At 63.4% G+C, this 21,548-nt stretch carries 12 protein-coding genes; 7 read left to right on the plus strand and 5 right to left on the minus strand.

Annotated features, from left to right (window positions below; genetic code table 11):
- The first annotated feature begins 8 nt into the window (after positions 1-8).
- The 7 genes from RTP54_RS02600 to RTP54_RS02630 all read left to right on the plus strand — a co-directional run bounded on the left by RTP54_RS02600 (position 9) and on the right by RTP54_RS02630 (position 8,543).
- Positions 9-1,199 carry a pyridoxal phosphate-dependent aminotransferase gene (locus RTP54_RS02600; RefSeq protein WP_312363145.1) on the plus strand — a complete coding sequence of 397 codons (1,191 nt, stop codon included), beginning with the start codon at positions 9-11 and terminating at the stop codon, positions 1,197-1,199.
- The gene (locus RTP54_RS02605; RefSeq protein WP_312360730.1) at positions 1,196-2,800 is read left to right on the plus strand and encodes a 5-guanidino-2-oxopentanoate decarboxylase; all 1,605 of its coding nucleotides are present in this window, start codon (positions 1,196-1,198) and stop codon (positions 2,798-2,800) included. Before RTP54_RS02600 ends, RTP54_RS02605 begins: the two co-directional genes overlap by 4 nt.
- Before the next feature lie 225 nt (positions 2,801-3,025).
- The gene (locus RTP54_RS02610) at positions 3,026-3,385 is read left to right on the plus strand and encodes a hypothetical protein (protein ID WP_312360732.1); all 360 of its coding nucleotides are present in this window, start codon (positions 3,026-3,028) and stop codon (positions 3,383-3,385) included.
- A gap of 113 nt (positions 3,386-3,498) precedes the next feature.
- Positions 3,499-6,039, plus strand: coding sequence for a protein translocase subunit SecD (gene secD / locus RTP54_RS02615; protein ID WP_312360733.1), 2,541 nt, complete (start codon positions 3,499-3,501; stop codon positions 6,037-6,039).
- Positions 6,040-6,550: 511 nt separating this feature from the next.
- Positions 6,551-6,763, plus strand: coding sequence for a hypothetical protein (locus RTP54_RS02620; RefSeq protein WP_112808950.1), 213 nt, complete (start codon positions 6,551-6,553; stop codon positions 6,761-6,763).
- A 169-nt stretch (positions 6,764-6,932) separates the two neighbouring features.
- Complete coding sequence (locus tag RTP54_RS02625; RefSeq protein WP_112808949.1) at positions 6,933-7,388, plus strand: RrF2 family transcriptional regulator; 456 nt, start codon at positions 6,933-6,935, stop codon at positions 7,386-7,388.
- Between the two features lie 144 nt (positions 7,389-7,532).
- On the plus strand, positions 7,533-8,543 hold the full coding sequence (locus RTP54_RS02630) for a KpsF/GutQ family sugar-phosphate isomerase (RefSeq protein WP_312360736.1): 1,011 nt from the start codon (positions 7,533-7,535) through the stop codon (positions 8,541-8,543).
- Between the two features lie 32 nt (positions 8,544-8,575).
- Here the strand turns inward: RTP54_RS02630 and RTP54_RS02635 are convergent, their stop codons facing one another.
- The 5 genes from RTP54_RS02635 to RTP54_RS02655 all read right to left on the minus strand — a co-directional run bounded on the left by RTP54_RS02635 (position 8,576) and on the right by RTP54_RS02655 (position 21,404).
- Positions 8,576-9,904, minus strand: a complete 1,329-nt coding sequence (locus RTP54_RS02635; RefSeq protein ID WP_112816606.1) for a capsule biosynthesis protein — start codon at positions 9,902-9,904, stop codon at positions 8,576-8,578.
- 13 nt (positions 9,905-9,917) lie between these two features.
- Positions 9,918-11,552: an LTA synthase family protein gene (locus RTP54_RS02640; RefSeq protein WP_312360740.1), complete on the minus strand. Its 1,635-nt coding sequence runs from the start codon at positions 11,550-11,552 to the stop codon at positions 9,918-9,920.
- 61 nt (positions 11,553-11,613) lie between these two features.
- Entirely contained in the window at positions 11,614-12,426 is an 813-nt protein-coding gene (locus RTP54_RS02645) for an SDR family oxidoreductase (RefSeq protein WP_312360742.1), read from the minus strand.
- A gap of 51 nt (positions 12,427-12,477) precedes the next feature.
- Positions 12,478-13,893, minus strand: a complete 1,416-nt coding sequence (locus RTP54_RS02650; RefSeq protein WP_112816607.1) for an aminotransferase class I/II-fold pyridoxal phosphate-dependent enzyme — start codon at positions 13,891-13,893, stop codon at positions 12,478-12,480.
- Positions 13,890-21,404 carry a type I polyketide synthase gene (locus RTP54_RS02655; protein ID WP_312360748.1) on the minus strand — a complete coding sequence of 2,505 codons (7,515 nt, stop codon included), beginning with the start codon at positions 21,402-21,404 and terminating at the stop codon, positions 13,890-13,892. Before RTP54_RS02655 ends, RTP54_RS02650 begins: the two co-directional genes overlap by 4 nt.
- Positions 21,405-21,548: the final 144 nt, after the last annotated feature.

Raw genomic sequence — 21,548 nt, forward strand, 5'->3', positions numbered from 1 at the left:
ACAACACCATGCGCTACGCCTCGATCACCGATCGGCTCGCAGATCTCGGTTCGGGAAAATGGGCGCTGCACATCCGTGCGCGCCAGCTGAAGGCGGGTGGTGCCGATATCATCGAGCTGACGATCGGCGAGCCGGACGTGCCGCCGGACCGGGCCCTGATCGACGAATGCCAGCGTGCCATGAACGCCGGCCGCTATCGCTATTCCAACGGCCGTGGCGAACACGCGGTCGTGGCGGCGCTCGTCGAGAAGTACCGCCGTCGCCGCGCCGATGTGACCACGGAAAACGTCATGTGCTTCCCGGGCACCCAGACCGCCCTTTTCGGCGTGATGCTGGGGCTGGTCGAGGCCGGCGATGCCGTTCTCGTCGGCGATCCGCTCTATGCCACCTATGAAGGCGTCATCCAGTCGACTGGCGCCCACCACGTGCTGGTGCCGCTGAAGCCGGAATTCGGCTTCCACATGCAGGCGTCCGACATCGAAAAGGCGATCACGCCGGAATGCCGGGTGCTCTTGCTCAATACCCCGCACAACCCGACAGGGGCCGTGCTGACGGCGGCCGAAATCGCCGAGATCGGCGAAGTCGCGCGCCGTCACGATCTCTGGATCGTCTGCGACGAGGTCTATGAGGAGCTGGTATTCGATGCCGTCTTCGCCTCGCCGTTCGACAATCCGGATCTCGCAGAACGCACCATCGTCGTCTCGTCGATCTCCAAGTCGCATGCCGCACCGGGTTTCCGCAGCGGCTGGGCGGTCGGCCCGGCGGAATTTACCAGCCGGCTGCTGCCGGTGTCGGAAACCATGCTGTTCGGCGTGCAGCCGTTCATCGCCGACATGACGGCTTACGCGCTGACCCATGACATCGATACGGCGCGGCGGATGCGCGAGAGCTACAGGTCGCGCTCGCGCCGCGTCGTCGAGGGCCTTGCGGATGCGCCGGGCATCCTGGTCCTGCCGCCGGAGGCCGGCATGTTCACGCTGATCGACGTATCGGCAACGGGCATGTCGGGCGAAGCTTTCGCCTGGGCGCTGCTGGAGGAAGAAGGGGTTGCGGTGATGCCCGGGTCCTCCTTCGGCGATGAGGCACAGAACTTCCTGCGCGTGAGCCTGACCGTGCCCGACGCCGACATCGACGAGGCGTGCCGCCGCATCACCGCGCTCGCCGAGCGCGCCACACAGCGTCAGGAGCGCCGCGCATGACCGCCAAAACAGTCGGTGAAGCCCTGGTCGATCTGCTCGAGGCCAATGGCGTCGAGGTGGTCTTCGGCATTCCGGGCGTCCATACGGTCGAGCTTTATCGTGGCCTGGCGGCGTCGAAGATCCGTCATGTCACGCCCCGGCATGAGCAGGGTGCCGGCTTCATGGCCGACGGTTATGCCCGTGTCAGCGGCAAGCCGGGCGTCGCGCTCGTCATCACCGGTCCGGGCCTGACCAACACCATCACCGCCATGGCGCAGGCGCGGCAGGATTCGATCCCGATGCTGGTCATTTCCGGCGTCAACCGCCGCGATTCGCTCGGCCATGGTCGCGGGCTCTTGCATGAGCTTCCCGACCAGCACGGCATGATCAAGACGCTGGCGCTCTATTCGCACACCTTGCTCAATCCCGACGATCTTCCCTTTGTGGTCGACCGGGCCTTCTCGGTGCTCCTGTCCGGGCGGCCGGGGCCGGTGCATATCGAGATCCCGACCGACGTGATGACGGCGCGCATCGAGCCGAAGGCAATCCGCTCGGCCGCGGTTACCCGGCCGCGCTCCGACAGCGAGACGCTGCAGCACGCCGCGATCCTCTGCGCCGATGCCACCCGCCCGGTCATCATCTGCGGCGGCGGTGCGCTCACCGCCGAGGCGGAGGTGCGGTCGCTTGCCGAGCAGATCGGCGCGCCTGTGGTCACCACCGTCAACGCGCGCGGAATGCTTGCCGGCAGCCCGCTGCGCGTTCCGGCCAGTCCCAGCCTCAAGGCGGTGCGCTCGTTGCTCAAGGAGGCCGATCTCGTGCTCGCGCTCGGCACCGAGATGGGGCAGACCGACTACGACATGTATGCCGATGGCGGCTTTCCGGTGCTGCGCAACCTGATCCGCACCGACATCGATGCGGCACAGCTTGCCCGTGGCCCGCATGCCGCCCTTTCGATCCTCTCCGGCGCCAAGACGGCGACGGCGGGCATCCTGGCGTTCCTGCCGGGGCACGCGCCGAAGGACGGCGCCGCTCGCGCGGAAGTGGCGCGCAAAGCTGCGCTGAAGGAACTGACGCCCAAGATGCGGGCCGAGATCGCCGTGGTCGACGCCGTCTACAAGGCGCTGCCGGACTGCACCATCGTCGGCGATTCCACCCAGGCCGTCTATGCCAGCAACCTTTATTGCGATGCGCCGCGCCAGCGCAGCTGGTTCAATTCGGCGACCGGCTACGGCGCGCTTGGATACGCACCGCCGGCAGCCGTAGGCGCTGCCGTGGCCGACCCCGCGCGACCCGTCGTCTGCCTTGTCGGCGACGGCGGATTCCAGTTTTCGCTCGCCGAGATCGGATCGGCCGTCGACGTTCAGGCGCGGGTGATTTTCCTCGTCTGGAACAATGACGGCTACCAGGAGATCGAATCCTACATGATCGAGACCGGGGTGACGCCCGAGGGCGTCAGGCCGTCGGCTCCGGACTTCATCCTTGCCGCCAAGGCCTATGGCATCGAGGCCGAAAGGCTGGCGTCGATCACGGATCTGTCGCGGGCGCTGGCGGATGCCGGTCAGCGCAACGGACCGTCTCTCATCGAGATCCATCAGGTCAGAACCAACGGGGCGACGGCCTAGACTGCAGTATCAAGCGATCGTTGCGGGGTACGAAATTTGACATTTCGCGCCCGCAATGGTGTTAAGGGCGCCTCGTGCTCGATTCCGGCCATGTTCTTCGGCTAGTTTTGCTGCATTCCGGCTGAATTGAACTTTCAGGCGCCAGGCGCCGAGGAAGGGGTGGCGTCCCGAATGGACCCAGTGTGTGGTGGCAACAGAGGCAAGTTTGCCGGCCGGCTCGTCGCCGTGCTGTGGCTGTTCTGTGCTTCTCTGGCCATGCAGCTGATCGTCGTCGGGCAGGGCTTTTCCTCGCGGCTTTCGGCCGAGCAGCAGGCGGGCAACCTCTCTTCGACCGATACCGCTCCGTCCGACCATCCCGCGGCGCGCCAGATTTCGCGCGCGACCCCGGTGTCGGATCTGCGCTTCACCACTGAGCGCAAGGACGCCAAATCCGCGACCGGCGAAGGCGCCTCGCCGATGCTGTTGGCCGCGGTCGCCCTTCTGCCGTTCGAGCCGCCGAGCGACGATCTGGCTTTTGGCCGCGGTGCTTTCACGGACGGTTTGTCAAGTCGCGGTCCGCAGATCCGGGCGCCCCCGAGCGCCTGATCACCACCGATATTCGGGCACGATGATCCCCCTCGATCCCGTTCGCGCCCCCTAATGAAACAAAGTCCTGACGATGCGCCCGGCGCCCGCACAGGCTCTCTTGGAACCACAACATGCGTACATCAAAATGGGCGATTTTCGCCTATGTCGCTGTCATTCTTTTCGGATGCATAGCGGCGCTACCAAACGTTCTCTCACCGGCGCAGCGCGAGCAATTCGGCGCCTGGCTGCCGGTCAAGCCCGTCACCCTCGGTCTCGACCTGCGTGGTGGCTCCCATCTCGTCCTTGAGGTCGATGGCAATGGATTGCGGCAGGCCCGGCTGAACTCGCTCTTGGACGACGTCCGCCGGGTTCTTCGCACCGAGCGCGTATCGGCCTCTTCGGCGCGCATCAGCGGCAACACGATCACCGTGACGCTTGCGGACCCGGCTGATCGGGAAAAGGCCCAGCCGAAATTGCAGGAACTGGCAACGCCGGTGAGCGCGATTGGCTTCGGCGGCTCCGCGCCCGAGATCGAGGTCGCAACAAACGGCGATGTCATCACGGTCGCGCTGACCGAGGCAGGCATTTCCGATCGCATGACCAAGGCGGTCGAGCAGAGCCTCGAGATTATCCGCCGTCGCGTCGATACTGTCGGTGTTGCCGAACCGTTGATCCAGCGCATCGGCGCCAACCGTATTCTCGTCCAGCTTCCGGGCCTTCAGGACCCGACAGGCCTGCGCCAGCTCCTTGGCTCGACCGCGCAGATGAGCTTCCACATGGTCGACCAGACCACGGACCTGACCCAGCCTCCGCCGCGCGGCGTTGACATCCTGCCGGGTGCCAACGACAACAACCGATATGCAGTGGAGAGCCGTGTCGCGCTTTCCGGTGAGCGGCTTTCGGACGCCAAGGTTGGCTTCGACCAGCGAACGAACCAGCCGATTGTCGATTTTACCTTCGATTCGCTCGGCGCCAGACAGTTTGCCGAAATCACCCGCGACAATGTCGGCCGACCCTTCGCCATCGTACTTGACGGCAAGGTACTGACGGCTCCCGTCATCAACGAGCCGATCATGGGCGGCCGCGGCCAGATCAGCGGCAATTTCACGGCCGAATCGGCAACGGTTCTTTCGGCACTGCTGCGCTCGGGCGCACTGCCGGCCCCACTGACTGTGATCGAAGAACGTTCGGTCGGCCCGAACCTCGGCAGCGATTCCATCCGCATGGGCATCTTCACCGGCCTTGCCGGTTTCGCCCTGGTCGTCGTCCTCATGGTCGTGCTCTACGGCGCATGGGGCATGATCGCCAATTTCGGCCTGGTGCTGCACACCGTCCTGACGGTCGGTATCCTTGGCATGATCGGTTCGACGCTGACGCTTCCCGGTATTGCCGGTATCATCCTCGGCATCGGCATGGCGGTCGACGCCAACATTCTGATCAATGCGCGTATTCGTGAAGAAACCGAAGGCGGTGCCGGTGCCATGAAGGCGCTCGATATCGGCTTCAACAAAGCCTATGCGACCATCATCGATAGCAACGTTACGACGCTTTCCGGCACCGTGCTGCTGTTCGCTTTCGGCTCCGGACCGGTCAAGGGCTTCGCTGTCACGATGATGCTTGGTATCGCCATCTCGATGTTCACCTCGATCACCGTGGTGCGCCTGATGATGCGCGAAGTCGTCGTCCGTCGGAAGATGAAGAAGCTCGAGATCCCTTCGCTCTTCGGCAAGGTTCCGAAGCTGCCGAGCTTCTCCTTCATGAAGGGCCGTTTCATCGCCATCGGCATGTCGGCCTTCCTGTCGGTGAGCTCGGTCGTCCTGTTCTTCACGCCTGGCCTCAACTACGGCATCGATTTCGTCGGCGGCATCCAGGTAGAAGCGACCTCCAAGCAGACGCTCGATCTTGCCGCACTGCGCCACAGTCTCGAATCGCTCAATATCGGCGAAGTGGCCCTGCAGGAGTTTGGTCAGGACAAGTCGGTACTGATCCGCGTTCAACGCCAGCCAGGCGGCGAACAGGAGCAGACGGTTGCCCTCAATAAGATCAAGGATGCGGCCGTTCAGACGATCGCGGATGTGACCTTCGAGCGCACGGAAGTCGTCGGCCCCACGATCAGCACCGAACTGGCGCGCTCGGGCTTCCTGGCCGTCGGTCTCGCGATGGTGGCGATCCTGCTCTACATCTGGTTCCGCTTCGAATGGCACTTCGCCGTCGGGGCGATCGCGGTTCTGCTGCTCGACATCACCAAGACGATCGGCTTCTTCGCGCTCACCGGCATCGACTTCAACCTGACGGCCATCGCAGCCCTGCTGACGATGATCGGTTACTCCGTTAACGACAAGGTCGTGGTCTACGACCGCATGCGCGAGAACCTGCGCAAGTACAAGTCGATGCCGTTCTCCGATCTCATCGACATGAGCATCAACCAGGTGATCGCGCGATGCATCTTCACGTCGATGGCGACAGCCTTCTCGCTGGTGCCGATGGCGATCTGGGGCGGCGACGCGGTCAAGAGCTTCGCCTGGCCGATGATCTTCGGTGTCATCGTCGCGACGACATCGTCGATCTACATCGGTGGCCCGATCCTGTTGTTCCTCAATCGTTGGTGGAAGGATCGCGAAGCGACCCGCACCGGGACGGGAACCACGCAGCCGGGTGCGCCGGCGGCCTGAGTTCAGGGTCAAGGATACAAAACGTGAAGGGGCGGCCTTATGGGCCGCCCCTTTTTTGTCCGAAAGTGCTGTCTTTATCACCCTCGTACCTTGCAGGATGATTCTTCGCTTCCTAGATAGTGAGGGCCTCCGGTTTCGCATTGGGAGAACGGATCTTGCATCCCGACCCCCTAAAATTTGATGGGTTGAGAAATATTTTTCACGATACCATCTTTTTAATTGACGGAATTGGTAGATTATTCTAGTTTGCAACTCTGTGAAGCGGGATGAGTCCGCCTCATGGTTGTTCATGAACCGCTCCGGCAGATCGATGCCGGACCAAGCCAAAGGAGTGTGACATGTCCGAAACCGTCTCGATTGCCGCCTCCTTCGGCACGCGTTCCCATTGTCGTGCAACAGTGAAGAAACGTCATATTCGCCTCTGCCGAATGTGATCCTCGAACTCACGAAATTCATCCTTTGCCGAAATTGAAATGTCCGCGCCTTCGGGTGTGGAAGGAGCGTTATTTGCATGAGCAAGCAGGTTATCGAATATGGCGGCGAAGCCGTCGGGGTCGTCGTCCCGGACGAGGGCCGTTTCAAGTTTCTCGCCGTCAAGTATCACGTCTGGGATCTGGACGCGCAGCGCTTCCGCTCGGCTGACGAAGCGCGGGCGGCCATCCGTCACCTGCTTGCGCGCCAGGCAGTGTCTGTCGAACGTCACGGGGATGCGGCCGCGGCATAACGCCGGAGCGGCCGCCCCACATAGCCCTAAGGGTCAAAGTCCAAGCTTTGCGTTGATTCCGCGCCACAATTGTGTGTTGGCCGCACGTTTCTTGTGCTATGCCAAAACAAGATTGCGTTTGCGCGGATGATTCCCGTTCTCGAGGAAACCGCAGGGAAAGCTTGCCGGAATGCTGACGAAGAAGGGAAAGTACGGATTGAAGGCTCTTGTCGACCTCGCGCGACTGGAGCCGGGAGAGACGGCTTTCATCACCGAGATCGCCCAGCGCAACAATATCCCGAAAAAGTTCCTGGATACGATCCTGCTGGAATTGCGCAATGCCGGCATGCTGCGCTCCAAGAAGGGGCCAGGCGGCGGTTACTCCCTGTCGCGGCCGGCAGCCGAAATCCGCATCGGTCATGTCATCCGTACGCTGGACGGTCCGCTTGCGCCGATCCGCTGCGCCAGTCGCACCGCCTACGAGGTCTGCGAAGACTGTAATGATCCCGAGACCTGTCAGGTCCGGGTGTCGATGACCACGGTGCGCGATGCGGTTGCCGCGATTCTGGACTCCATGACGCTCGAGGAGTTTGCAGCGGACAAGTCGATGCCGCTCGAAGCGGCTGAAGAAAAGCGCGTCGGCTGACGAAAACGCCGTCTTTGCCGGATTTCCTGCCCAAACTCGACCGTCGCGGCTTGGTTTGCCAAGAAAAAGCGCCTATCTGCCTGCAATGGATCTGGGAAGCGCTGGTCTTGTCGGCGCAAACGTCTTTGCGGAAATGGAAGCACCATGGGTTTGAGACACGCATCAGCGGATGAGCGTCGCGGTTCGGCCGCACTGGAATCGGTCGGCCGGACGCTGACGACGGCGATGGCCGGCATCAAGGCGCTGTCCGATCACCTCGCGGCCGACGCGGCTTTCGCGCAAAGCATGGTGGACGCGATCGAACGCATAGGCGAAAGCCAGGGGCGCGTGGTCGTATCCGGCGTCGGCAAGAGTGGCCATATCGGCCGCAAGATGGCCGCGACCATGGCGTCCACCGGCACGTCCGCCTACTTCGTTCACCCGACCGAGGCGAGCCACGGCGATCTCGGCATGGTGACCTCGCAGGATGTGCTGATCCTGCTGTCCTGGTCGGGCGAGACGGCTGAACTCGCCAACATGCTCACCTATGCCAAGCGCTTCAAGGTGCCGGTCGTTTCGATCTCGTCCAACCGCGACAGCGTGCTGGCTCGCAATTCCGAAGTGCCGATCGTGCTGCCCAAGGTTCAGGAAGCCTGTCCGCACGGCCTGGCGCCGACGACCTCGGCGATGCTGCAGCTGGCGGTCGGCGACGCGCTCGCCATCGCGCTGCTTGAGCGCCGCGGCTTCTCCGCCGAGGATTTCAAGACCTTCCACCCCGGCGGCAAGCTTGGCGCGCAGCTGCGCCTGGTTCGCGAGCTTGCGCATACAGGCGAACAGGTGCCGCTCCTGCGCCTCGGCCGCCCGATGAGCGAAGCTGTCATCGAGATGTCCTCCAAGGGCTTCGGCGTCGTCGGCATCGTCGACGAGGCCGGCCATCTGGCTGGCGTCATCACCGACGGTGACCTTCGCCGTCACATGTCGGGTGACCTGCTCGCCCAGACCGTCGAGGCGGTGATGTCGCGCAATCCGCGGGTGATCAGGGGCGATGTCCTGGCGAGCGGCGCGATGGAGTTCATGCAGGATCACAAGGTCACTGTCCTGTTCCTCGTCGACGACGAGGGGCTTCCTGTTGGCATCCTGCACATTCACGATCTGCTTCGCGCCGGCGTTGCCTGAACCGAACCGTTTCCGGATGTTTCACGGCCAGCCTATGCGGATCGCTGGGCTGGCCGTTGTCTTTTCAGCGGCTTGCTGCGCGGTGGCGGGTCGACGAAGGCGCCCGGCTGATTGACCGTGTTTTCGTGAAGACGCTCGGCGATCGCCCGTGCGCCCGCATCCGTTCCTGCCTTCGAGTAGAGATTGCCGCGCACCTGAATTGAAGCCGCAAGCAGCCGGAACATGGCTGTCATTACTTCGGTGTCGGGCGCCCTCGGCTTTTTCCAGAAATCCTTGAGCGGCTGCTGGTCCGTCAGGCCGGCGATGTCGAACACGGCGGTACCAAGCACCTTGACGGGCCGGCCCTGCTTCAGGGCGTGCAGGCCGGCAGTGGAGTTGACCGTGACCATGCCGGCGCTGGCGTCCGCCAGCACATCCAGATTGCCGCCGTCGAGATAGAATACGCGACCGGCAAGGCCGAGCGCCGATGCCCTGTCTTCGATAAACCTGCGCCAGGCTATGAGATCGTTGTCGAGCGGATGAACCTTGAAGACCAATCTGGCGATCTCATCCGCATCGGTGGCAAACGAGCGCAGAACCTCGTCGATCGCGTCCTTCTGGCTATGGAACGGCGAGTGGGCGCGCAGCTGGAAGTCGGTTTCGAGTTGTAGCGGATAGACGAAATAGGGCGTGTCTAGCGATAACAGCGCACGCACTGTCGCCTCGGCCTCGGCATTGCGCCGCTTGCCGGTCGCGAGCCGGCGAATCCAGCCGGCGTATTCGGCAAGCGGGTGGAAGATCGCGTGACGCCGATAATGCGGAAACAGGAACCACAGGAAGACGTTCGGAAGATTGTAGAGCAGATCGTAGCTGGCGTCGGCCACGAAGGTCTGGCTGTAGTGCTTGCGCCAGTCCGGCTCGGGCAAATCCTTCGCGGCATCGATAATCAGTCCGGCGTCTGCGGGGAAATGGGAGTTCGATGACATGCCGCCGCGCTCAACCGTCAGCCAGTCGGGCCTGAGATACCCCATCTCGACGATTGAGATCGCGACGCCGTTCTGGCGGGCAACGGCGGTTGCGGCCTGATGATAGGGCCGCTCCTCGCCAAGCAGGATCATGTCGGTGACGTGGTGGGTTTCAATAAAGCGCTTTAGGTGGGCGGGCCAACCCGCGAGCGTTCCGCGATAGTTGAAAGCGCCCTTGCGCCGCCAGATGATCTGGTCGCCGACATTGAGGTTGATCCGCAGGCAGGTGTGGCCATAGCCCTCGAGCCGGTCGGCGATCTTGCGGAAGATCGGCGAGGAAGGCCCCTGCAGAAACAGGAAGACCCGTGCGATCGGTCGATCGGTCAAAAGGCGTGTGTGAGGGGCAGCGTTCTCCATCGTCGTGCCGCTGCTAACGCAGCGTGTCCTTTTTCAGGTTGGCGTGGTTGAGCAATGCCTCGATCAGGTCCCAGGCGGCCACGTCGCGGGGTTCCGTCGGGCGCTGTTGCGCTGATTTCGCCTTGGCGAGCGGTACGATGAAGTAGTCGGTGCGCGGATCCGGGAAAGGGTCCGCAAAGGACTTCAACAGCGGTGCGTGATCGCCATAGAAGACGAACCACACGGGACGGTCGAGCTTGTCCAGCCGGTCGGTGAGCTGCCGGAGGGCATCGTCCGATTGCTCCAGGATCGCCAGGTAGATGTCCACCGGATTGGTGAGGTCGCCGACGCGGCCCGGTTCCCAGGGGCCGTGGTTTGCCATCGAAGCGACGAAGACGAAACCGCTCTTGTCGTCCGGCAGCCTTTCGCAGGCATCGATGACCTTGGTCGCGAGCTTCTCGTCGGAGACGTATGGCCCGTCGCGGGCCGGAACATGGTCGAAGCCGTCGAGCATCGTCAGTTCGGCGAAGCCGAGCTGCGGCATTGCCTTGTGGCGGAGGAAGAACGTGCGGTCGTAAGGGTGGATGAAATGGGTGTGCCAACCGGCGCGTTTCATCTTTCCCGGCCAGACGACGTCGGAATAGTGCGAGGCGCGCAGGTAGGGATAGCTCGCATCCACATGGATATCGTCCGGCACGAGGCCGCTGATCACGGCAAATTCCGTGCGCAGTGTATAGCCGCCTTCAAAGACGCTGCTGAGGCGTCCCCACTGGACGGCCTGGCGCCGCAACCGGTCGAGCGTCGGCATCTTCAGTGTATCGACGCCGAAGTGGCGCATGTCGATGAAAGATTCCGACTGCCAGACGACGATCAGCGGCGAACCGTCGTCGCCGATCAGGTCCTGGACGGCGGCGCGCACGATTTCCGAGAGTTCGGCGACGATCTTCTCGCGCTTGACGCCGAGCCAGATGATGAAGCGGAAGATGACCGATCCGAATGTGCCGAAGCGCACAGTGTTCATCTTGACGTCGAGCACCTTGACGAGCCGCTGGACAAGCGCTGCTGTCGGCCGGTTGACCGGGCCGTAAAACAGCAGGAGCCACGGGCCGGCCGCGACTGCCACCATCACCAGGATCCAGAACACCTTGCCGCTGCTCGGCAGGATCGCCGGCTCGAAATACAGATAGAGTCCGGAAACGCCGAAGACATAGAGAAAGGCGACCGTCCAGAACACGATGTTCAGTGAGCTGGCATAGAAGATGGTCTTGTACTTGAAGACGTCGACGACGAGCGCGATATCGGAAAAGATCAGCGGCTCGCGGATGAACTTGAACTTGGCGCGGGAGATGCCGGTGAAGATGATGAAGAAGCTCATCGTGCCGGCTGCGGCATAGAGGGGTCGCCACGAACCGGCGAAGAAACCCGCAAACACCAGCGCGATCACCGGCAGGCGGGCGATGACGTCGATGATATCCTGCCTGCGCCCGAAGGGCGACGGGTTTGCCCGGCGCTCGCGCTTTGGCAGCGCGAAGCGATCGGTGAAGAAGATCACCGCGCAGGACAAGATGAAACAACAGATCGTCAGCGTTATCGGATAGTCGTGCAATTGAAAGGGGAGCAACGCCAAGCGGAAACCTTCATGCTTTCTTGCACGCCGACGCCGCCTCATGCAGCCCGGCATCGGTTTGAGACTTAGAACCTATCTCCGGTCTGCACAAGCGCCGTCACCTTCAGCGCTTCGATACTCCACCGCTGCTGCGGAAGATTGCCCGATCGAACCACCAGTTGAGGACCGGCCTGACAGCCGGACCGAAGCGACCGAGAAGAAAGAGCGTGAGGCCAAAATAGGTTTCGAACCGTCCGCCTTCGATGCCGGCGACGACCTTGCGGGCGACCGCATCTGCCGGCCAGGGCGAAACCGTCCCCATGACGATGGCAGCCTCACGCGGGCGAAGGGCAAGCTCGCGCTCGAACTGCGGCGTCTGCGTGTCGGGCGGAAAGCAGATCGACACATCGACCCCGTGCGGGCGCGCTTCCGAGCGCAGGGCCTGCGCAAAGCCGTGCAGCGCGAACTTGGAGGCGCAATAGGCCGAATAGCCGTGGATGCCGAGAAGGCCGGCGCCGGAAGAGATCATCATGATCTTTCCACGGCGGCGCTGTTGCATGCCTGGATAGACGGCGCGAACGGCGTGAACGGTGCCGGAAAAATTCGTGTCCATCTGCCGCTGGAAGGCGTCGCCGGCAAGATCTTCGAAGCGGCCCGGTTCGACGATGCCGGCAGACGTCACGAGGATGTCGCAAGGTCCGAAGGTGGCTTCGCAACGCGCGATGGCGGCTTCAAGCTCGTCTTTTCGCGCCACATCCGCGGCCTCGGTGTGGATGTCACTTGCAGATGCCGCTTTCGCGCGCAGTTCGTGCTGCGCCAGATCGAGCATCCCGGCCGAGCGGGCGATCAGGGAAAGGCGCGCGCCACGGCCCGCATAGATCGATGCGATCGCCAGGCCTATGCCGCTCGAGCCGCCGGTGATGATCACATGGGTCATGTCGGGTTCCGCCTGCGGCATCGGCCCTTCGCGGGCACTTGTCGTTGGTCGTCAGCGCGCCGAAAGCGCCTTCATCATCTGGTCGATATCGATGCCGCCGAGGCCAAAGTTACGCTCGGTCAGGTCCTTCAGGCGCTCGGCCGTCAGCGTCACCGTCTTGCGGATCTGCTCTTCGGTGTGGTCGCTGGTGATGAAGAAGCGCAGCCGCGCCAGCCCTTCGGGAACGGCCGGATGGATGATCGGCAGCGCATTGACGCCTGCTGCAAGCAGGTCGTTGGACAGCTGGACGGCGCGCAGCGAATCCCCGACGAGCACCGGCACCACCGAAAAGCCGCTGCTGAGGCCGGTATCGAGCCCGGCTTCCTTGGCAAGCTTCAGGAACAGGGCGCCATTGCGCCTGAGCGCAGCGGTGCGCGAGGGTTCGCGTGCCAGCACGTCGAGGCTGGCGGCCGCAGAGGCCGCAAGAACCGGCGCAAGCCCGACACTGTAGACGAAACCGCCGGCGGATGCCTTCAGCACGGCAACGAGCGCTTCGCTGCCGGCGATGTAGCCACCGCAACTGGACGTCGTCTTCGACAGCGTTCCCATCCAGATGTCGATCTCGCGCGGATCGACGCCGAAATGTTCGGCGAGACCCCGGCCGTGCTTGCCGACGACACCCAGCGAATGGGCTTCGTCGACCATCAGCCAGAAGCCGTACTCCGCCTTGAGCTTCAACAGCGCCGGCAGGTCGGCGATGTCGCCGTCCATCGAATAGATGCCCTCGACGATGACGAGGATGCGGCGATAGTCGCCCGAGACCGTGCGCAGCACGTGCTCAAGGTCGCTCGCGTCATTGTGCTTGAACAGCCGGCGCGTGGCGCCGGAAAGCTTGATGCCGGCAAGCGCACTGTTGTGAATGAACTCGTCATGGACGACGAGATCCTTCGGCCCCATCAGGCAGCTGATGGCGGCAACATTGGTGAGATAGCCGCTGACAAAGCAGACGGCGGCATCGACGCCGTAGAAACGGGCGATCTTTTCTTCAAGTTCGACATGGACGGGCCGCTCGCCGGCAACAAGCCGGCTTGCCGAGGCCGAGATACCGAAAGTCTCGACGGTTTCCTTTGCCCTTGCCAGAACCTCCGCGTGCCGGTTGAGGCCGAGATAGTCGTAGGAGGCGAAGTTGATCAGCTTGCGGCCGTCGATAACAGTCGTGGCGCCGGCCGCGGTCTGGTGCGCGCGATAGAACGGGTTGGCGATACCCAGCTGTTCGCTGGCGAACTTCTGGGTCAGAACCTGCTTGTACTCGGGCAGATCCTCGAAACGGGCCTGCTGCCGGCGGGCCGGCGGCGGCATCTCCCGCTCCGAACGCGCCATGCGGTTGCGCTCGGAGGATTGATGCGTGTTTCTCATCCGGTCCAGCAGGTTCTCCTTGAGGCTGCTGGTCATCTTGGACGAGCCTGGACCGTTTCCATTCGTGCTCATTGGCTCTGTGCTTTTTCCTGTGCCGTGCCGACATGCCGTTGCGCCAGTTCAGTGACCAGTTTGTCGTCCGCACCGTCGCCGTCGTCGCCTTGATCGCGCTTGCTCACCTTTTCATAGAGCTTGCGAGCGACATCGCCAACCGTCGTGTTGTCCGCGACGCCACTCAGCGGCATGTCGAAGCCGGTGTTCTGTTGGAAGCTCATGCCGAGTTCCACGGCCATCAGGCTGTCGAGGCCGATCTCTTTCAAGACCTTGCTGCGTGTGACCGTATCCTTCGATACCCGCAGGATCGCGGCGATTTCACCCGCCACCAGATCGAAGAGGATATCCTCGGCTTCCTGCGCAGACTTGCCCTCGATCATGGCGACGAGGTCCATCTTGGTGCCTTCGCCGCCGGAGGCGTGCTGATCGGCACTGCGAAGGATGACTTCGAAGAGCGCGTTGCGGGCAACCGGCAGGTTGCGCGCTGCCGACCAGTCGATCTCCGAGATCATGACGACAGCCGCGTCGACCGTACCGGGATCGCTCGCAAGATGGTTTTCGACCATGTCGAGCGCCGTTTGCGCCTTCAGCGCTGTCTTGCCGATCCGCTTGGCAAGGATGTCGTTCACGTCGGTGTTCTTGACCAGGTAGCCCTTGTCGGCGATCGCGCCGAAGCCGACCGCGAGACCGGCAAGCCCTTCCGCGCGACGGGCGCGGGCGAGACCCTCGAGATAACCGTTGGCGGCGACATAATTCGCCTGGCCGGGATTGCCGACCAGCGTCGTTGCCGACGAGAACAGGATGAAGTTGTCGAGCGCATCGCCGCGGGTGAGCTGGTCGAGAACGGCAGCTCCCTTTGCCTTGGTGTCGATCACCGGCCGGTTGCGCTCGCGATTGAGATTGCTGATCAGCGCGTCGTCGAGAACCATCGCGGCGTGAACGATGGAGCGCAATGGCGCGATTGCCCTGAGGTCCTTGAGCAGCCGTTCCACTGCCGTCGCGTCGGTGATGTCACAGGCGTGGATCGTGGCCGAAATGCCGGCCTTCGTCCAGAACTCGACCATCGCCGTCGTTTCCGCGTCGGCAAGGCCGCGCCGCGAGCAAAGGGCAATCGTCTTGGCACCCTTTTCGACAAGCCAGTTTGCGGCAGCAAGGCCGAAGCCACCGATGCCGCCGACCACGAGATGCATGCCTTCGGGATCGACCTTGACGCCACCACGTGGCCGCGTTGCGACCTGGTGCGTGCCGGCCACTGGCGGCAGCACCACGATCTTGCCGATATGACCGGCGTTCTGCATCAGGCGGAACGCGTTGCCGATCTCGTCGAAGTCGAATGCCCGGTATGGCAGCGGCGTCAGCTTGCCGTCTTCGAACAGGGCGCCGATCTCGGTGAAGATGCGCTTGGTGAGCGCCGGCGCGTTGACCAGCAACTGGTCGGCATCGATGCCGAAGTAGCTGACATTGCGGCGGAACGGCCTGAGGCCAATCTTGCTGTCCGCGTAGTAATCGCGCTTGCCCAGTTCGAGGAAACGGCCGAACGGTTTGACCAGTGCCAGGCTCTGCTCCATCGCCTCGGCGAAGAGCGAGTTGAGCACGAGGTCGACGCCTTCTCCGCCCGTCACGCTGCGCACGTCATTGACGAAGCCGAGCGAGCGGGAATCGAACACGTGGTCGGCACCGAGCATCGACAGGAAGCGACGCTTCTCTCGCGTGCCGGCAGTGGCGATGACTTTCGCACCCTTGAGCTTCGCGACCTGCAGGGCGGCGAGGCCGACGCCGCCGGCAGCGCCATGAATGAGGATGGTCTCGCCGGCCTGGATGCGGCCGAGCTCGACCATGGCGTAATAGGCGGTCAGGAATGCAACCGGGACGGTGGCGGCGGCAACCGGGCTCACCGATTGCGGCAACCTTGCGACACCGGCACGCGACACGACGGCATGGGTGGAGAACGCAGCAGACGCGATCGCCATGACGGCATCGCCGACCGCGAGGTCGTCCACGCCCTGGCCGACGGCAACGACGTGTCCGGACAGTTCCATGCCGATGGTTGCGCCGGCAAAGCCGTCTTCAAGCGCTTCTTCCGGCAGAAGGCCCATTGCCCACATGACGTCGCGGAAGTTGAGGCCCGTGGCTGCGACCTTGACGACGACGTCGCCGGGACCGGCCGATGGCACGCTGCTCTCTTCCCAAACGATGCTGCCGACCTGGGAGGCAACGCGCTGGCGGATGGTGGCGGCGGCAAACGACGCGGTCGAGCCATGTGCGTTGTCGGTCGGGCCGGGAACCGCGCGGATTTCGGAAAGCGATCCGTCCGTGCCTTCCAGCAGCCATTCCCGGTTGGTGCCGGAAACGGCGAGAAGCGGAAGCGACGCGGCAATCTTCTGGCCCGCAGACGTCTGGTCCGCAGCGAGATCCAGAGAGTGGACGTCGAGAAACTCGTATTCGTTCTGCAGCACGCGCGCGAAAGCCCACAGACCCGCGTTGGCACCGGAGCTTGCGGCAGTAGTGCCCGAGACGCGGGCCGCTACGGGGGCGCCACCGGGGGCTACGATTACGATCCTCGGGCGGGCATCGCCACTCGGCTCGGTGTCGCCGACATGCTGACGCAGTGCTTCGGCAACCGCGCTCAGCGCCAGCACCTGTGTCTGAAGCGCGGCGGAATCGTCTGCCCGGCTCTTGGGTGCGGGCGAGGCAAGAAAGACGGCGCGAACCGGGCGATCGCGCAGCGGCGCAAGCGCATCGCGCAACAGGACGGCATCCGCGTCCGCGTCTCCCGAAAGGTCGACGGGGATGGCGCCGGCAGTGAGCGTCTGCTTTGCATTGGGTTCGCCGGCCTGCAACAGAAGGTAGCTGCCCACCGGTGCGGCCTCGGCAGGCGCGGCTGCCTCGGCGCCACGCGCTTCCAGGACGATGATGTTGCCGGAGCCGCATTCGCGCTCGGCGACATCGATTGCGCGAAGATCGAGGTCAGCCAGGCATTTCTGCCAGTGAGGAACGGCGGCGAGATTGCCGATCGGGAACTCCGCGGCCTGACTGCGAGCAAACCACCCGTCCGACAGTCCGAGCGCGAAATCATTGAAGAGCGATGGCGCGCCGATGGCGGCGACAAATCCGCCGGTGCCACGCAGGACCGCGCGAACGTCGACATCGTCCTCGATCAGGCTATAGAGCCTGTCGGATGCACTGATCGCCAGATCGAATGCCGGCTGTGTCGCAAGTTCGCCCTTCTTGAGGATGCGGACATGCGCATCGTTTTCGAAGGCGAGCTCGAGGCCGCGTTGCGCGTTGTCACGCGGCTCGACGACGCAGAGGATCGCACCGTGCTTGGCCGCGAGTGCCGCGATCCGGCGGGTGAAGCCGGCGGAAAGGCTGCCAAGCTCGACAAGGCGCAGACGCTCTCCCGCCGGCTGCGCGGCAAGGGCGCGTTCGACCGCGGCAAGGATGAGAGCCATGCGCTGGCGGCTTGCTTCCGAGTGCACGGCCTGATGATCGAGTGTCGCGTCGCTGATGAAGCCGGCATTGGCGACGATTTCGGCGTCAGCGCCGGCCGGGGCTGCGAGCAGGGCGTCGAGCCGCGCCAGCGCTTCGGCATAGGCATTGTTGATCAGCACCGCTTCGACCGCGCGGTCGGGGCGTTCGCCATAAAGTTCGCGCAGGATCTCCGGCACGCTCGGAAGGCTGAACTCCTGGGCGACGACCCAGACGCCGTCCTTGTGTTCGCAAAGGCCGGCATCCTCGAGAACGTAGAGGCAGCTCGCCAGGAAACACTGGAAGGCAAAATCGCCGGGCAAGGCGTCGCTGCGCACCGTCGATCGGCCCTTGCCGAGCTTCAGCGCAATGTCTTGGCAGGCGCGATAGATGGCGGCGTTGAACAGCAACGTCGTGTTGTCGATGCCGATTTCTTCCGTCGAGGCGACGTCGAGGGTCACCGGCGTGCGGACGCCAGCCTTGATGGCCGGCAGCCGTATCTCGGACAGAACCGTCTCGTAATGGAAGGAGAGTGCGTCGAGCGTCTTGTGCTTGCGCAGATAGGTGCGGCGGAAGCGGCAATCCTCGAAATGGGCGATCGGTTCGCCCGCCTTGTCGAAGAAATGGAACCGCGCCTTGATCGAGTTGGCGCTGACGCGCTCGATCTCGATCGTGGCGCGCGCGATCGGCTTGCCAGCCCCGACGACGCTTACGGAACCGAAGCGCACCGGAATATAGGGTGCACCGCTCTTGTCGCCGGTAAACCGGTCGAAAAGCGCAACAAGCCCGTGGAACGTCGCGTCCACGGAAATCGGATTGAGCGCATAGGTGACGAGGGGATGGCCCGACTTGTCCGGGCTCTTCAACTCGACGTCGACGATCCTGTCGTCATAGGCGACCGCCTTGGCGAGCAGCTGGAAACGCGGGCCGTAGTCGAGGCCGAACTGGCGCGCCGTATCATATGCCTTGGCCGGTGCGACCGTTGCGGTCTTGCGCATGCCGGCAAAGGACGGCAACGGGCGCTCTTCGCTCGGCAACGGTTTGCGCGAGCGGGCGACGGCATGAACTGCCCAGTCGTCTTCCGACAGCCGTTCGCGCGAGCGGATCTCGATGTCGCCCGTTTCCGGTGACAGGACGGTCGACAGCTCCATGATGCGGCTGTCGCTGAGCTCCAGCGGCCGGACGATCTCCAGATTGGTGATCTCGACGCTGTCTGTGCCGTAAAACTGCTGGGCGGCTGCAACTGCGATTTCGATGAAGCCGCTGCCGGGCAGGATCGCCTTGCCGTCGACCACATGTTCGGCCAGATCCGGGAACAACGGTGCATCGACGTGGTTCTTCCAGCTGCCGCTGTTCGGATCGCTGCGCCAGCCGGTGAGGCGATAGGGTTTTGCTGCCCGGCCGAAAAGATCGGTGGCGTCCGTCGTCGCGGCTGGCCGAAGTTCGACTGGTTCGAACGGCAGGCACGGCAGCGAGATCGCGGCGTTCCGCTTGCCGAACACCCGGGCGGTATCGACGATCGCACCGTGGGCGACAGCGCGCGCCATGGCTGTCGAGATCGGATCCTGGCCGGTCTCGCCGACATCTCTCAAAAGCGTCGGCACGACCGTCGCCGGTGCTGTCGCCTGCTTGACCGTTTCCTTGACGTAGGACGACAGGATCGGACGGGGAGAAATCTCGATGAACAGTCGGCAGCCGAGTTCGATCGCCGCCTCTGCGGCCGCCTGGAAGCGAACCGGCTCGCGAACGTTCTTCCACCAGTAGTCGGGGTCGAGCTGCGTGCCGTCGAGCGCTGCACCGGTCACGGTCGAAAGATAGGTGACTTCCGCGCGCCGGGGCGCGATGTCGGGAATATCCGACAGGAACGCATCCTTTGCCCGGTCGATGATCGGGTGGTGGAAGGGGTAGTTGATATCGAGGATCTGCACCGGGATCTTGGCTTTGCGGGCCGCATCGCGGAAGGCGGAAATTTCATGGGCGGGGCCCGAGATAGTCACGGAATTATGGGCGTTGACGGCGGCGACGCAGAGGTCGTTCAGGTTGCGTGCCTCGGCAAAGGCGCGCGCAGCGTCCTCGCCCAGCATGACCGCCGCCATCGTGCCGTGACCCGCAAGCAGATCCTGGTGCAGCGACCGTTTCGCCACGATCGACACGGCGTCGACCATCGACAGCGCGCCGGCCGCATAGGCGGCTGCGATCTCGCCGACGGAATGGCCGAAGACTGCAACCGGCTTGATGCCCATGGCGACAAGCGAATCCGAAAGGGCCGCCTGGACCGCGAAGAGCAATGGCTGGGCGATCTTCGTGTCGGACAGCTTCTTGTCGAGATCGGGATCCGTCAGGAGTTCGATCAGCGAGATGTCCGAATGGAATTTGAACAGCGCGCAGACCGAGGTGAAACACTGCCGGAAGTGCAGGTTCTCGCGGAACGCCTCGACGCCCATGCCGGCCCATTGCGAACCGTTGCCGGAAAAGACGAAGGCGACCTTGGCATCCCTGGTGACGGCTTCGCCGACTTCGCCGATGTCCGAGCCCGGCTTTTCGACGTGGCTGGCGATGGCGCGAACGATATCCTCGGGATGGTCGCTGCGGGCAGCGAACCGGTAGCGCATATGGGTGCGGTTGGCGCCGGATGCGGCGACCATCGAACGGATTTCACCCTTGGACGCGTTGGCAAACCGCGTCTTGTAATCCTTCAACAGGGCTTCGAGGCTCGAAGCCGTGTGAGCGCTTGCCAGGAAGACGTGGCCGGATGACGCGGGATTGTTGATCTTGTCCTCGGAAACCGGCTCGGGATCGCTGATGACCACATGGGCGTTGGCACCGCCGAAACCGAAGGAGTTGATGCCGGCCAGCCGCGCGCGCTTGCCGCGCAAAAGCTCGATCGGGCTTGCCGTGACGCGCACGTTGAGGCCGTCGAAGTCGATATGTTCATTCGGCGTATCGAAGTGCAGCGATGCCGGCAGATAGTTGTTCTCGAGCGCCAGGATCGCCTTCATCATGCCAAACAGGCCGGAGGCCGGCTCGGTGTGGCCGATGTTCGACTTGATCGAGCCGATCGGAACCGGGGCGCGGCGGTTGGCGCCGATGACTGTGCCGATCGACCAGACTTCAGCGGGGTCACCGACCTTCGTGCCGGTGCCGTGGCCTTCGACGAAGGCGACCTGGTTGGCATCGATGCCGTTGCCTTCGTAGATCGCCCTGAGCAGATTTGCCTGGGCTTCGCGCGACGGCAGGGAGATGCCGTTGGTCCGGCCGGCGGAGTTGACGCCTGAAGCAACGATCCGGGCATAGCTGCGGTCTTTTTCGCGGCGCGCACGGTCCGAGCGGCGCAAGACGAACACGACGCCGCCTTCAGCGCGCACGTAACCGGCGCCATCGTTGTCATAGGCGCGGCACAAACCTTCGGGCGAAAGCATGCGTGCCTGCGCAAATCCGACGAAGGGCAGGGGGTGGGCGAGAATATTGACGCCGCCGACGATCGCCGTGTCGATCTCGCCTGCGTTCAGCGCCCGCATCGCCTGATCGAGTGCAACCAGCGAGGAGGAGCAGGCCGTGTCGACGGTCATGCTCGGGCCGCTCAGGCCGAAGATGTGCGAAATGCGGTTTGAAACGATCGACAGGGTGTTGCCGGTCATGAAGTAGGGGCCGGCTGCCGCCGGATCCTCGACTGTCAGATTGGCATGGTCGAGGCTCGAGGCGCCGATATAGACGCCGACATTTTCGCCGGAAAGCGAGGTCGTCGAGATATTGGCGTCTTCAAGTGCGCGCCAGGCGAGCTGCAACAGCACGCGCTGCTGCGGATCCATGTACATGGCCTCGCGCTGCGACATGCCGAAGACGGCCGGGTCGAAGTCATAGAGTTGATCGAGAACGCCCGCGGCAAACGAATATGTCTTGCCCTGCGTCCCCATGACCGGATGCCAGAAACGCGCAACGTCCCAGCGATCAGACGGGATGCTGGTGACTGTGCACTTGCCCTGACGAAGAAGTTTGAACAACGCCGAAGGCGATTCTGCTCCAGGGGCGAGGCATGCACGCCCAATAATCTCAACAGCCATTTATGATCGAACGCTCTAAGCTGACGTTAAAGTTGCAAATGCGATTGCGAGTTCAGTGGGAAAACGCAACCGCCAATCATCCCGCCCCAGGGTTATCCCCACGTATATTCGTTCCGCCTCATTAGTCAGCTTTTAACTTAAAGT

The organism is Ensifer sp. (genome assembly GCF_031989085.1).
Lineage (GTDB): Bacteria > Pseudomonadota > Alphaproteobacteria > Rhizobiales > Rhizobiaceae > Ensifer.